The organism is Variovorax sp. YR634, from assembly GCF_900106655.1.
Classification (GTDB): Bacteria; Pseudomonadota; Gammaproteobacteria; order Burkholderiales; family Burkholderiaceae_C; genus Variovorax.
This window is the reverse complement of sequence record NZ_FNOL01000003.1, coordinates 387,719-399,960: the sequence shown is the minus strand read 5'-3', so window position 1 is coordinate 399,960 and position 12,242 is coordinate 387,719. Positions and strand designations below refer to the sequence as shown.

Below are 12,242 nucleotides of genomic sequence, written 5' to 3'. Positions count from 1 at the left end.
CTAAACAATTGGGACGTGAAAAAGCCCGCAGGGTGCGGGCTAGGCTGTAGAGGAGGGGCGACTTACCTGTTTGGGGAGGGCGGTTGGAATGCCTCGATGGCAACCCACATGCCGCTTGAGCTCGAGCTTGATGCCTGGATGATCTCTATCATGGTGCGGCGTACCGACAGGATCTTGTAGCGCTGACCGGCGGGGAAATTCGTGCAGGGCACCGGCATCATGGCGAGCAGTTTTGTCCTTTCGCCAGCAACGGCGTGTGCTATGTACTGCTCAAGGGTGCTGGGCGAAATGCAGGCGATGTTGTAGGGGCTCGTGCTCGATTCGACGATCTGCTCAGGCTTCAGCGCCTCGGGGCTCTTAGCGAAGGCGACGCTGCAGCTGGCGAGTCCAATTGCTGCAACGGTAAAGCGTAGTGACGTGCGCATCAACCGTCCTCCCACTTCCCGATCACAGTGCCCAACACGCTGAAAGGTTGCCGAATTGGATCGTGCGCTGGGTTGAGAGGGTGCAGCCACTGGCGGCCGTCCTCGTTCTTATAGACCTTGAAAGTCACGGCATCCTCCCCTTCCAGCTTCGCAACAATGCGGTCGCCATTGACTGGGCTACGCTTCGCAGGGTCGACGAAGATATACGAGCCTTCCGGGTAGCTCCGCGTATTGCCATGCGGCGCGGTCATGCTGTCGCCCTTCACGCGCAACGCATATGTTCCCTCGCTGTGCGGGACGAGACATGCCATCCAGCGTTCGGCTTCCCCAGGCTGCAGCGGATCGTTTGCAGCACTCCAACTGCCGGCCTGCACCCATGAGATCAGCGGAACTGCCCCCCTGATTTCAGGGCCGGCTTCCACATTGCTGCCTGACTTCTTCGGGCCCTTGCCGGTGGCCAGCCACGTCGCGCTGAAGCCCGTAGCCAGCTGCAGGGCGGCAGCAGTATCCCCCTTGATGCTCTTCGTGGTGCCATCAAGCCACTGAGATACCGCACCAGGTGTCTTGCCTGTTGCACGTGCGAGATCGGCTGCCGTCTTCTTGGCTGCATCCATCGCTTCCTGAATTCTGTCCTTCAATGCCATAGCGGAAATTAAGCCACCTAAACTGTTTAGCCTGCTTGTCTTCATGGTGTTTAGTACGCTATATTCATGCCTCATGAAGACCTCACTCGCAATCAAGCTGGCCGGAACCGCCGCAGCGCTGGCCCACCTTCTCGGCATCACACCAGGCGCGGTTTCCCAATGGGGCGAAGACGTACCTGACCAGCGAGTCTGGCAACTGCGTGTGTTGCGGCCCGACTGGTTCAAGCCCGACGCCGAAAGCGTTGAGGCCGCTGAAGCGAGTGCCAAGGCCGAGGGCTAACCCATGGAGCTCGTACCTAGCCAGCACCACGCGCCCAGCAAGCGGGACGTGATGCGCAAGGTCTTCACCGAGTGGGCGGCTGTATCTGGGGCACGCGGATCCGCGCAGGACTGTATTCAGTTTCTGCAAGGCACCTGCGAAGCCGACACCCTCGAAGCGAACGACTGGAGCCAGATTCAGAAGCTGGCCGAACACCTTGTGCGCACCCGTCGCGCCCAAGCGGGGAGGGGCTGACCCATGCGCGTCATCCGATCCGCGCTGCTTCTGCTGGCCTACGTGCTGGTCGTGGTCTTCGGCGTCCTCGCCCTGGCTTCCTTCGACGCCAACGACATCGCCGCTGGCGTCCTCTGCTCCGTTTTCGCCGGTGCCGCCGTCCTGGGAGTCCTGAAGGGCGAGCGCGCGCTGGATGCGCAGTTGATCGACGAGTTCGAGGGCGAGTTCATGGAGTGACAGCCACTCACCAGAGGCCTTATTGGGCCGCCCTCCTGTAAGGCCCTCAACCGGCCGACTCCCCCGCGAGGGGGCTGAGCAGACAGGACGGCCCAACAAGACCTTTTCTTCAACCAAAGCGATGGGAGTCGTTTTCATGGATCGCATCTTTGAGCCAACCGAATGGAAACCGAAAGCAAGTGCTGGAAAGCGCACGCAAGTGGAGATGCCACTGCTTGCGGAGGTGCAGCACCCAGCCGTGCTGGAGATGTTCGTGGTGAAGCAGGCGACGTTCAGCGGAGCTCTGAACCACGCCTGCAAGCACAGCGGCATGGAAGACCAGGAGATCGCCGATGCGATCCACATCAGCCACGGCTACATGAGCCGGTTCATGCGGGGTGTGGGGCAACAGTGGGCGAAACGCCTGTTGGCCTTCATGCGTGTGACGGGCAGCCTGGCACCGCTGCAGTGGCTTGCGGACCAGATGGGCTGCGACATCACCATCCGCAGCGCCCTGTCGGCGGAGTTGGCAGCAGCGAAGGCTCTCATCGCGGAGCACGAGCGCAACGGGCGGATGGCGGCGTGAACGTTGGCGGCCAGATGCTCACCATCCTTCGCGCCATCGCAGAACTGGCGGCGTGCTCGGAGGAGGGTGCCAGCTACACGCAGATCGCCAAGGCCACGGGGATCACCCAACAGCTGCTGATGGCGAAGACCTACCGCCTCAAGTCGCGCGGCCTGATCGAGCGCTCGAATCCCTCGGCGCCACGTTCCGCGCACGCCTTCTTCATCGTCACGGCCGCCGGGCGTTCTGCGCTCAGCCCTGAACCGGCGGAACCCGAAGTTTCGGTGTCGTCGGTCCAGCGCGCAATTGATCGCCGGCATGCGTTGGCCACCTGCTGGGCGAGCGCATGATGGAGCAAGCCGTCGATACAACCGCAGCCGCCAAGCTGGCGCGCTATTCGGATTTCCTCCGCGACAAGATCAAGCTGGCCAGCTGCACCGGTTTCGACGTTGCACTGGAAGACATCAACCCGGCGCTGAAGCCACACACCCGCGACATCGTCAAGTGGATGGCGAAGGGCGGCAACCGCGCCTGCTTTGCCAGCTTCGGTCTGCACAAGACGGCAGCGCATCTCGAGTTGCTGCGCCAGGTCGGGCTCCGCTTTCCCGATGCCTACCGCATGGGTGTCATTCCGTTGGGTGTTCGGACGGAATTCTTCCGCGAGGTCGAGCTGCGATTCACCGGGGACTGCGCGGTCGACCTGCGCTTCATCCGCCGCGACAGCGAGATCGATGACCCCGCCACCATCTACCTGACGAACTACGAAGCGGTCCGAGAGGGCAACGTCACGCCGAGCCGCTTCCGCGCGACTGGCTTGGACGAAGCCAGCATCCTGCGCAGCTACGGCAGCAAGACCTATCAGGAGTTCCTGCCCGCCTTCGCACCTGTCGAGTTCAAGTCCGTTTTCACAGCGACGCCGGACCCGAACAGGTACAAGGAGTTGATCCACTACGCCGCATACCTCGGTGTCATGGACTCCGGCCAGGCCCTCACGCGCTTCTTTCAGCGCGACAGCGAGAAGGCCGGAAACCTCACGCTCTACCCGCACAAGGAACAGGAGTTCTGGCTGTGGGTGGCGAGCTGGGCCATCGTCATCACGAAGCCGAGCGATCTGGGCCACAGCGATGACGGCTACGTCCTGCCGGAGCTGGACGTGCGCTGGCACGAGATCCCGAGCGACTATTCCGCGGCCGGTACCGACAAGATCGGCCAGGGCCTGCTGATCCAAAACACCGCGCAGAGCTTGCCAGCTGCGGCCAAGGAGAAGCGGCAGAGCCTTCCGGCCCGTGTTGCGAAGGTGCAAGAACTTGTCTCCGAGGCTCCAGATGATCACTTCATCGTGTGGCACGACCTCGAAGACGAACGTCACGCGCTGCAGGAGGCGATCCCCGAAGCCGTGAGCGTCTGGGGTACGCAGGAACTGGATGAGCGCGAAGACCGAATCATGGGCTTCAGCGATGGAGAGTTCCGGATCCTGTCCACCAAACCCATCATCGCCGGCAGCGGCTGCAACTTCCAGCGCCACTGCCACCGCGAAATCTTCGCCGGCATCACCGACAAGTTCAACGATTTCATCCAGGCCATCCACCGAGTCGCCCGGTTCGGCGGTCGTCTGGACGTGCCGTGCCGCATCGACATCGTCCATACCGAGGCCGAGCGCGGCCGCGTGGCGAACCTGAAGGCGAAGTGGAAGCGCCACGACGAGCAGCAGGAAAAGATGGCGGCGCTGGTGCGCACCTACGGGCTCGATCACCTCGCAATGCAGGACATGCTGGCCAGGACCGTGGGCGTCGAGCGCCGGGTGGTCAAGGGCGATCTGTTCGAGGTCGCGCACAACGATGCGGTACTGGAAGCCATGGCCCAGCCGGACAACTCGGTCGACCTCATCGTCACCAGCGTGCCGTTCGCGAACCACTACGAATACACGCCAAGCTACAACGATTTCGGTCACACAGAGGACAACGCGCACTTCTGGGCGCAGATGGACTTCCTCACGCCGGAGCTGTTCCGAATCCTCAAGCCCGGCCGCATGGCTTGCATCCACGTGAAAGACCGCGTGATGTTCCAGTCCGTGACCGGCCTGGGCGCGCCAACCATGGACTACTTCCACGAGGAAGCTTCGCTCCATCTGCGCAAGCACGGGCTCGTGAAGATGTGCGCGATCACGGTCACCACCGATGTGGTCCGCGAGAACAACCAGACCTACCGGCTGGGCTACACCGAAATGTCGAAGGACGGCACGAAGATGGGCACCGGTTGCTCCGAATACGTGCTGGTCTTCCGCAAACCTCAGACCGATCTGACCCGCGGCTACGCCGATGTGCCGGTGGTCAAGGACGAACAGGACTACAGCCTGGCGCGCTGGCAGGTCGATGCGCACGCGCACTGGCGCTCAAGCGGCAACAGGTTGCTGGCAGCCGATGAGATGGCCCGGATGGGGCCCGGCAAGCTGGCCAAATTCTTCACGGAAGAAAGCCTGCGCCACGTCTATGACTACGAGCGCCATGTCGCCATCGGCGAGAACCTTGCCGAACGCGATGCGCTGCCGAAGACCTTTGCCTGCCTGGCGCCCGGTAGCCACGATCCCAACGTCTGGACCGACGTCACCCGCATGCTCACGCTCAACAGCGAGCAGAGCGCGCGGGCCGTCGAGAAGCACGTCTGCCCGTTGCAGTTCGACATCGTCGATCGGCTAATCCGCCGCTACAGCAACCCCGGCGAGCGTGTCTATGACCCGTTCTGCGGCCTCGGCACCGTGCCTGTGCGCGCGATCAAGCTGGGTCGCACCGGCGGCGGCTCCGAGCTCTGCACTGGCTATTTCGCAGACCAAGTGCACTACCTGCGCGCTGCGGAGCGCGACGCCAGCATGCCCAGCCTGTTCGATTTCGAAGAAGCCCAACCTGAAGCGGAGGCTGCATGACACCCATCCAGACCAAGATCGCCCACCGGCGCGAGCACCTGATCCTTGCCGAGGGCCTCGGCATCGAAATCTGCATGGCGCTGGGCGACCGCGAAGGTGCCCACCGGCACCGCCGCGAGATGGAAGCGCTGATCGCTGCGCGCGAGGCGGCGCTGCAGGTCGAGGAAGAGCAGGGCGGCAGCTACTTCGCGGCTGCGGGTCAGATCTCGGCCATCCAAGCGGATACGCGGAGGGCGGTGCGCGCGTGACTGAAGCCGACAAGACCAAGCGACCGGCGTCCCAGTACTACTGGGGCGACTGGTTCAAGGACGTGGCCCTGCAGAGTTGCTCGCTGCAGGCCCGCGGACTGTGGCACGAGATGAACTGTTTGATGCACCAGGGCGAGCCGTACGGCCACCTCACGATGCCCAACGGCAAGCCGATGGAACCGACGCAACTGGGCAACTTTTGCAAGATCGGAGCGACCCTTTGCCGCAAGCTGATCGCCGAGCTGGAAGACAACGGAGTGCTCTCGCGAGCCGAGAACGGAGCGATCTTCAGCCGCCGGATGGTGCGCGATGAAGACCTGCGCAACCGCCGCGCGGCGGGAGGCAAGGAAGGTGCGGAGCATGGGATCAAGGGTGCCGAGGCCGGTTCCAAGGGGGGGAGGCCGAAGCAGGTGAAGGGGGGTTATGAAACCCCCCTTCCGGGCTTCGAAGAACCCCCCCCTTCATCTTCTTCTTCATCTTCTTCTTCATCTTCGAATACATCAGGAGCTAACGCTCCTTCGTCGACAGCGCGGCTGCCGACCTGCCACCCCGATCAGGTCGTGGCGATCTACCACGAGGTCCTACCTGAACTGCCTGGAGTCCGGGTCATGGACAAGGCCCGCGAGAAAGCCATCCGCGAGCGGTGGCAGTGGGTGCTGAGCAGCTCGAAGCCCGACGGCACGCGGCGCGCCACGACCGCCGAAGAGGCGCTGGAATGGTTCCGCAGCTACTTTCTCCGGGCCCGGGAAAACGACTTCCTGATGGGCCGTACGCCCCGAAGTGGCGAGCACGCGAACTGGAAACCCGACATCGAGTACCTCATGAAGTCCAGCGGGCTGAAGCAGGTGCTCGAAAAAACCCAACTTGAGGCCGCCGCATGAACGACCGCACCGACGAATCGCTGCTTCTTCAACCACATGTCCTCTGGAGCCCTGAATCCGAGACTTCGCTGCTGGGCGCATTGCTGCTCGACAACAGCCTGTGGGACCGAGTGGCCGACATGGTCGTTGAGGCCGACTTCTTCAAGAACGAGCACCGGCTGATCTTCGCCGCGCTCAGCGGCATGCTGAACGCCTGCAAGCCAGCCGACGTGCTCACCGTGCACGACCAGCTAATGCGCAGCCGCAAAGCGGATGCAATCGGCTTGACCGACCTCCACGCGCTGACCCAGTACCTGCCCAGTGCAGCCAGCGTGCGCCAGTACGCGCTGATCGTGCGGGACTTTGCACTGCGGCGGAAGCTGATGTCCGCGAGCAGCCAGATCCTCGAGCTGGCGTGCCAGCGTGGGATCGGCTTCGACGAGACACTGGACCAGGCATCGGCGCTGCTGACACCGCTTTTCGATTCCGGCAAGAGCGATGCCTGGCTGGACATGGACGTCGGCATGGTGCAGTTCCTGGACGGCATCCAGCGCCGCTCGGAAGGTGAGGAAGACTTCCTCTCGACCGGCATCAAAGCTCTGGACGACCGGCTCGATGGCGGCATGCGCCGCGGCGAGGTGATCGTGGTCGCCGGCCGCCCCGGGATGGGCAAGACCGCGCTGGCCATGTCGATCGCGGATCACATCTGTGGCATGAGCGAGCCGGTGGGCGTGCTCTCCATGGAAATGCCCAAGCAGCAGCTGACGACACGCGTGGTGTCGATGCGCTCGAACATCCCGCTGCACAAGCTGAAGCGGCCGGAGCGCATGAACGATTACGACTGGGGCGAGATGTGCCGCTCCGTCGAGCTTCTGCGCCAGCTGCCGCTGTTCATCGACGACCAGACCGCGCTGAACATCAACCAGCTGCGCTCGAAGGCGAGGGCGCTCAAGCGCCGGCGCGGACTGCGCTTGCTGGTGGTGGACTACATCGGCCTCATGGAAGGCACGGACCGCAAGGCCAACCGCGCCACGCAGCTGGGCGAGGTCAGTCGCGGCATCAAGGCGCTGGCCAAGGAACTGGACTGCACCGTCCTGCTGCTGGCCCAGCTCAACCGCGAGGTCGAGAAGCGCCTCAACATGCGGCCGATCATGGCCGACCTGCGAGAGTGCGGCGACATCGAACAGGATGCCGACATCATCCTGTTCGTGCACCGCCCTGCGCACGTGAAGCCCGACCTGGGCCCGGAGTGGAAGAACTACGCCGAAATCATCATCGGCAAGCAGCGCGACGGACAGACCGGCATCGTCGATGCCCAGTACACCGGCGACACCGTGAAGTTCTGTGACTGGATGGGCGACCGTCCGACGTCGATGGTGCGCACGAAGGGAGCCGAGCTGTGATCTCGCTGACCCTCCCGTATCCGATCAGCGCGAACCGCTACTGGGCCTCGCGCGTGGTCACCGTCAAGGGCCGACAGATGCCCATGGTCTACGTGACCTCCGAAGCCAAGGCTTACATCGAGCGGGTGGGCTGGATCTGCAAGAGCGCAGGCATCCGTCAGCCGTTGGCCGGCCGCCTGCGTGTGACCGTGCAGCTGTACCCGCATCGCCCACAGGACTGGCAGGCGCGCATGCGCAAGTTCGGCGCGAACTGGGACGACACGGTGCAGTGCATGGACCTGACCAACTGCGAGAAGGTGCTGCTCGACGCGCTCAACACCATCGCCTTCAACGACGACAAGCAGGTGCGCAGCTACGTGGCCGACCGTATGGAACCCGACGAGCATGGTGCGCGCGTGGTGCTGCGCATCGAGCCACTCATCGTCGTGCAGCCGCAGGCCGATCTGCTCCCCGCGCTTGTCGCCGCGCCGCCGGCGCCGGCTCCCTTCACACCCATTCCCGAGGGCCTGCCATTTTGAAACGCATCTACATCGCCGGCCCGATGACTGGCAAGCCCGAATTGAACTTCCCGCTATTCCACCGCGAGGCGGCCCGGCTCCGCGCCGAGGGCTTCGAGGTGGCGAACCCCACTGAGATCAATCCGGACCCGACGGCCGGCTGGGTGGCTTGTATGCGCGCGGACATCAAAGAGCTGGTGGATTGCGATGCCATCCTGATGCTGCCGGGTTGGGAATGGAGCGAGGGTGCTTCGACAGAGCACTACATCGCCCAGAAATTGAAGATGCGGGTGATCTATCTGCAGGCGGAGGTTGCGGCATGAAGCACGACGAGCTCCAAGAAGATCTCGCGCGCCATCTGCGCGCTGGCACAGACCGCATGGTCTGGACGAACACGCAGTTGGGCCCGAGCGGCAGCCCGCGGCCGGACCTGTTCACCATCGCCAAGTCATTCGCGCGCTTCCGCGCCGACTGCTACGAGATCAAGGTCAGCGTGTCTGACCTGCGCCACGACCTGACGAGTGGCAAGTGGCAGAGCTACCGCAAGTTTGGGCACAGCGTCTGGTTCGCCTTCCCGCGCGGCATGGCGCCGCTGGAGCTGGTGCCGAAAGAATGCGGCGTGATTTTGCGTAGCGAGGCCGGTTGGCGCGCCGCGCGTAAGCCAGTGGCTCAGGTACTGGATACGCTGCCGCGCGACGCATGGCTGAAGCTTCTGATGGACCTTCACCCTGTCGACGTTCACGGCAACGTGCGGTATCCGCGCACCGCGAGCGAGTACACGGCCGCGGAGATCCTGCGCAAGCGCATGGGAGACGAGATCGCCGACTTGTATTCGAAGGCGACCAATGCAGAGGCCGCCTTGCGCTGGCGCATTGAGCGAGCAGATGCTGACCGGAAGGCCATCGAAGACTCGCTCGAGCAGCGCCGGAAGGATGCAGAGGCGGTTCGCGCACGTGAGAGCGAACGCCTTGATGCCAGCCTGCGCGATCTGGCTCAATTGTTTGGCCTCAAGGAAGACCAGATGACGCCGCGCCTGCTGGCCACCGCGATCACCAGCTTCCGCAATCGGCTGCGCGGTGCCGGCATCGAGACAGCGATCACGATGCTGCAGGGGCTGCAGGTTGTTGTCGATGCGCCGGCCGAGCGCGCAGAGGAAATGGCATCGTGATTTGCGCCCGTTGCCATCGCACCCTGCTGCGGCCCCCGGTTCTCATCGGCGGCCTGGCTCTGGGCCCGCGCTGCGCTACCGCTGTCGCCGGCGCCAAGCCGCGGCGCTCCCAGCACTTCAACTTCCGCCGCCCTGGTGCCGATGCGCGCCAGCGCGACCTTTTCACCGAGGCCACACCATGAAAACCGTGACCATCACCAGCTCGGAGCAATACAAGGCGGTCGTGCGCGCTTGGTATGCGTCCGATGTGTCCGAAGACCTGCAGGCCGGCCACTCCATCGAGCTCACCCTGAAACGCCGGAAGGACACGAAGAGCCGGTTGCAGGAAGAGAAGTACCACGCGATGCTCAACGACATCGCGAAGCAGTGCCGACTGTTCGGCAAGCAGCTGCCGCCGATCTCGTGGAAGCGCGTGCTGGTCGATGCCTTCAAGCATGAGACGAAGGACGATCCGCAGTTCCGGGACCACTGGGCCAGGTTCGGTGACATCGAGCTGGTGCCGGCGCTGAACCATCCGGGCTTTGTGATGGTGGGCGAGCAGACGCGCAGCTTCAACACCACGCTGGCAGCCGGCTTCATCGAATGGTTGTTGGCGTACGGCGCTGAGAACGGCGTGCAGTGGACGCCCTCTCGCGCGCAGCGTGCCCAGTACGAGGCGATGCAGCGATGACACAAATCACAGCAGAGCAATTCCGCGCCGTGCTGGCGGCGCTGGGTGAGCAGGGCGCTGACGATGTCGCGTGGTCGGAGTCGATTGCGCCGCCGGCAACTGCAGACGACTTCGCGCAAGAAGCCATCTTCGTGATCTGCAACAGCGGCATGAAGAACACCGTCGCGAAGATGATCTTCGACCGCAGCATGGGCGCGCTGGCCGCTGGCACACCCGTCATCGACGTCTTCAAGCACAAGGGAAAGGCCGCCGCCATCGAGGCGATCTGGGCCGACCGCGATGTGCTGCTCTCGATGTACCGCGCCTGTACCACCGAGGCCCTCCGGATTGAACTGCTAGTGGCGCTGCCGTGGGTAGGCCACATCACCAAATACCACCTCGCGAAGAACTTCGGCATGAACGTCGCGAAGCCCGATGTTCACCTGCAGCGACTGGCCACCCGCGAGGGCTGCACCGCGCAGGCGCTGTGCGAGCGGCTTGCTGTGGAGGTTGGATTGCGAGCGGCCACCGTCGATGTGGTGCTGTGGCGCGCGTGCGCGAATGGCGTCATCAACTCGCGCACCGGGGAGATTGCGGCATGAAGCGCTCGCCCATGTCCCGCGGCACCGGCTTCAAGCGGCGCCTGCTACCCGCGCGCCAGTCCACCACGGCCGAGGGCGTGCGCGCGCTGGCCGTAGCCACGCGCCGCGGCATCTACGCCGCGCCGGCGCAGGGAGTCGCCATGCCGAAAGCCGAACAGCACCGCAACGCGCACCTGCTGAGCATGGCTCGTGGCCAGCCCTGCATGCTGGAAGTGCCCGGCATCTGCAATGGCGACCGCACGACGGTGGTAGCTGCGCACTCGAACCTGTCGATCCATGGCAAGGCCGGTGCGCGCAAGGCAGACGACCAGTACCACGTCTATGCCTGTTTCGCCTGTCATCAGTGGCTCGACCAAGGCGGCGCGCCGGCCGAGATCAAGGCGTGCGCCTTCATGCAGGCCCACCTATGGATGGTCGACATCTGGCGCGGGATCGTGGCCGGGTTCATCGATGCCACGCCGAAAGACAAAGCCGCCGCGCAGTGGGCGCTGGCTCGGCTCAACGCAACGCCCGTAGGGCAGGGGGATTCACCATGAACTGCAAGCCTGGAGATGTGGCGCGAATTATCGATGCGCCCGGCACACGGAGGGTCGGCTACGTCGACTACTTCATTCGCGTGACCGAGCCGATGGCGGAGATGCCTGGCTCATGGCGTTACGAAGGGCCGCTGCTGGTCTGTCGATGCGGTTGTGGATATTCGATCAGTTCATTCAGCGATGAGGTCTTGCGCCCGATCTGCGACCCCGGTGACGGCGCCGTCGACGAGACCCTGCTGATGGTCCGTATCCCGGAGTTCGACACGGTATGACGACCGATCCACTTGACCCGGTGATCGACTTCCGTATCAAGCCGGGCTGGTGCGAGACCGGCACGATACCAGCGTTGTTCCCGCGCGAAGGCGTGGCAGCTGCGCTGGTAGTTGAGCGCAATGGCCACGAGCACGTCGAGCCGGTCATCGTCGTGGACTTCTACAGGAGCGCGCTCGATGCGGACTCTTGAAGAGGTGCGCGGCCGCTGCCGCATCGACGAACTCACAAAGTGCTGGCTCTGGGCTGGTGCCGTCGACCGCGGCCAGCCCAAGATCTACGCACCTGACTGGACGAACCGCGATGGCGCGCTGACCACACAGACAGGCCAGCGTGCGGTCTGGCACATGCTCAACCATCACGCCATCCCGAAGCGCTGGCGCGTCTACAGCACGTGCCGCACACCCTGCTGCCTGAATCCCGCGCACCTGAAGATCGGCTCACACGCCGAATGGGGCAGAGACAGCGCCGCCCTCGGCGACCTCAAGGGAAACATCCGCGTCCAGATCCGCAACCGCCGCACCGGCCGCGCGCGCTCAGAACTGACGCCGGAGACATACACCGAGGTGCTGCTGTCGAACGAGAAGGGCGCAGAGATCGCACGTCGGCTCGCCATCTCCGAGAGCACTGTGAGCAAGGCGCGTACGGGCGCCCTGGTGTGCTTCCAGCCCATTGGCGGCTTTCTATCGGGTCTGACAACGAGCTTGGGAAAGAGCCCATGAAAAGAGAAAAGCCCCGGCGCCGCC

Annotated in this window: 21 protein-coding genes; 19 read left to right on the top strand and 2 right to left on the bottom strand. The window is 64.0% G+C overall.

From position 1 onward, the window contains the following. Positions 1-62: 62 nt before the first annotated feature. Entirely contained in the window at positions 63-425 is a 363-nt protein-coding gene (locus BLV60_RS08635; protein ID WP_093052954.1) for a hypothetical protein, read from the bottom strand. Beyond that, positions 425-1,114 carry a LexA family protein gene (locus BLV60_RS08630; RefSeq protein WP_256328903.1) on the bottom strand — a complete coding sequence of 230 codons (690 nt, stop codon included), beginning with the start codon at positions 1,112-1,114 and terminating at the stop codon, positions 425-427. The genes BLV60_RS08635 and BLV60_RS08630 overlap by 1 nt, the downstream gene beginning before the upstream one ends. A gap of 28 nt (positions 1,115-1,142) precedes the next feature. On the opposite strand from BLV60_RS08630, the gene BLV60_RS08625 reads away from it, so the two are divergent. The 19 genes from BLV60_RS08625 to BLV60_RS08540 all read left to right on the top strand — a co-directional run bounded on the left by BLV60_RS08625 (position 1,143) and on the right by BLV60_RS08540 (position 12,218). After that, entirely contained in the window at positions 1,143-1,349 is a 207-nt protein-coding gene (locus BLV60_RS08625; protein WP_176928751.1) for a Cro/CI family transcriptional regulator, read from the top strand. Positions 1,350-1,352: 3 nt separating this feature from the next. Continuing rightward, positions 1,353-1,583, top strand: coding sequence for a hypothetical protein (locus tag BLV60_RS08620; protein ID WP_093052945.1), 231 nt, complete (start codon positions 1,353-1,355; stop codon positions 1,581-1,583). Between the two features lie 3 nt (positions 1,584-1,586). Further along, a complete protein-coding gene (locus BLV60_RS08615; RefSeq protein WP_093052942.1) occupies positions 1,587-1,799 on the top strand; it encodes a hypothetical protein in 213 nt (70 codons plus the stop codon). 136 nt (positions 1,800-1,935) lie between these two features. After that, the gene (locus tag BLV60_RS08610; protein ID WP_143042566.1) at positions 1,936-2,364 is read left to right on the top strand and encodes a hypothetical protein; all 429 of its coding nucleotides are present in this window, start codon (positions 1,936-1,938) and stop codon (positions 2,362-2,364) included. A gap of 14 nt (positions 2,365-2,378) precedes the next feature. Continuing rightward, complete coding sequence (locus BLV60_RS08605; RefSeq protein WP_143042565.1) at positions 2,379-2,693, top strand: hypothetical protein; 315 nt, start codon at positions 2,379-2,381, stop codon at positions 2,691-2,693. Continuing rightward, positions 2,690-5,263: a DNA methyltransferase gene (locus BLV60_RS08600; RefSeq protein ID WP_256328902.1), complete on the top strand. Its 2,574-nt coding sequence runs from the start codon at positions 2,690-2,692 to the stop codon at positions 5,261-5,263. Before BLV60_RS08605 ends, BLV60_RS08600 begins: the two co-directional genes overlap by 4 nt. Beyond that, positions 5,260-5,511 (top strand): hypothetical protein, encoded by a 252-nt coding sequence (locus BLV60_RS08595; protein WP_093052929.1) that lies wholly within the window; start codon positions 5,260-5,262, stop codon positions 5,509-5,511. The genes BLV60_RS08600 and BLV60_RS08595 overlap by 4 nt, the downstream gene beginning before the upstream one ends. Then, positions 5,508-6,392: a hypothetical protein gene (locus tag BLV60_RS08590; protein WP_093052926.1), complete on the top strand. Its 885-nt coding sequence runs from the start codon at positions 5,508-5,510 to the stop codon at positions 6,390-6,392. The genes BLV60_RS08595 and BLV60_RS08590 overlap by 4 nt, the downstream gene beginning before the upstream one ends. Then, on the top strand, positions 6,389-7,774 hold the full coding sequence (gene dnaB / locus BLV60_RS08585; RefSeq protein ID WP_093052923.1) for a replicative DNA helicase: 1,386 nt from the start codon (positions 6,389-6,391) through the stop codon (positions 7,772-7,774). The genes BLV60_RS08590 and dnaB overlap by 4 nt, the downstream gene beginning before the upstream one ends. After that, on the top strand, positions 7,771-8,292 hold the full coding sequence (locus BLV60_RS08580; RefSeq protein ID WP_093052919.1) for a RusA family crossover junction endodeoxyribonuclease: 522 nt from the start codon (positions 7,771-7,773) through the stop codon (positions 8,290-8,292). Before dnaB ends, BLV60_RS08580 begins: the two co-directional genes overlap by 4 nt. Further along, positions 8,289-8,594 carry a DUF4406 domain-containing protein gene (locus BLV60_RS08575; protein ID WP_176928750.1) on the top strand — a complete coding sequence of 102 codons (306 nt, stop codon included), beginning with the start codon at positions 8,289-8,291 and terminating at the stop codon, positions 8,592-8,594. Before BLV60_RS08580 ends, BLV60_RS08575 begins: the two co-directional genes overlap by 4 nt. After that, the gene (locus BLV60_RS08570) at positions 8,591-9,439 is read left to right on the top strand and encodes an MmcB family DNA repair protein (protein WP_176928749.1); all 849 of its coding nucleotides are present in this window, start codon (positions 8,591-8,593) and stop codon (positions 9,437-9,439) included. The genes BLV60_RS08575 and BLV60_RS08570 overlap by 4 nt, the downstream gene beginning before the upstream one ends. After that, entirely contained in the window at positions 9,436-9,621 is a 186-nt protein-coding gene (locus BLV60_RS34330) for a hypothetical protein (protein ID WP_176928748.1), read from the top strand. Before BLV60_RS08570 ends, BLV60_RS34330 begins: the two co-directional genes overlap by 4 nt. Then, entirely contained in the window at positions 9,618-10,109 is a 492-nt protein-coding gene (locus BLV60_RS08565) for a recombination protein NinB (RefSeq protein WP_176928747.1), read from the top strand. Before BLV60_RS34330 ends, BLV60_RS08565 begins: the two co-directional genes overlap by 4 nt. Beyond that, entirely contained in the window at positions 10,106-10,690 is a 585-nt protein-coding gene (locus BLV60_RS08560) for a hypothetical protein (protein ID WP_143042564.1), read from the top strand. The genes BLV60_RS08565 and BLV60_RS08560 overlap by 4 nt, the downstream gene beginning before the upstream one ends. After that, positions 10,687-11,226, top strand: a complete 540-nt coding sequence (locus BLV60_RS08555; protein ID WP_093052907.1) for a nuclease domain-containing protein — start codon at positions 10,687-10,689, stop codon at positions 11,224-11,226. The genes BLV60_RS08560 and BLV60_RS08555 overlap by 4 nt, the downstream gene beginning before the upstream one ends. After that, positions 11,223-11,498 (top strand): hypothetical protein, encoded by a 276-nt coding sequence (locus BLV60_RS08550; protein ID WP_093052904.1) that lies wholly within the window; start codon positions 11,223-11,225, stop codon positions 11,496-11,498. The genes BLV60_RS08555 and BLV60_RS08550 overlap by 4 nt, the downstream gene beginning before the upstream one ends. Further along, positions 11,495-11,689 (top strand): hypothetical protein, encoded by a 195-nt coding sequence (locus tag BLV60_RS08545; protein ID WP_093052901.1) that lies wholly within the window; start codon positions 11,495-11,497, stop codon positions 11,687-11,689. Before BLV60_RS08550 ends, BLV60_RS08545 begins: the two co-directional genes overlap by 4 nt. After that, complete coding sequence (locus tag BLV60_RS08540; protein WP_143042563.1) at positions 11,676-12,218, top strand: hypothetical protein; 543 nt, start codon at positions 11,676-11,678, stop codon at positions 12,216-12,218. Before BLV60_RS08545 ends, BLV60_RS08540 begins: the two co-directional genes overlap by 14 nt. Positions 12,219-12,242 lie beyond the last annotated feature (24 nt).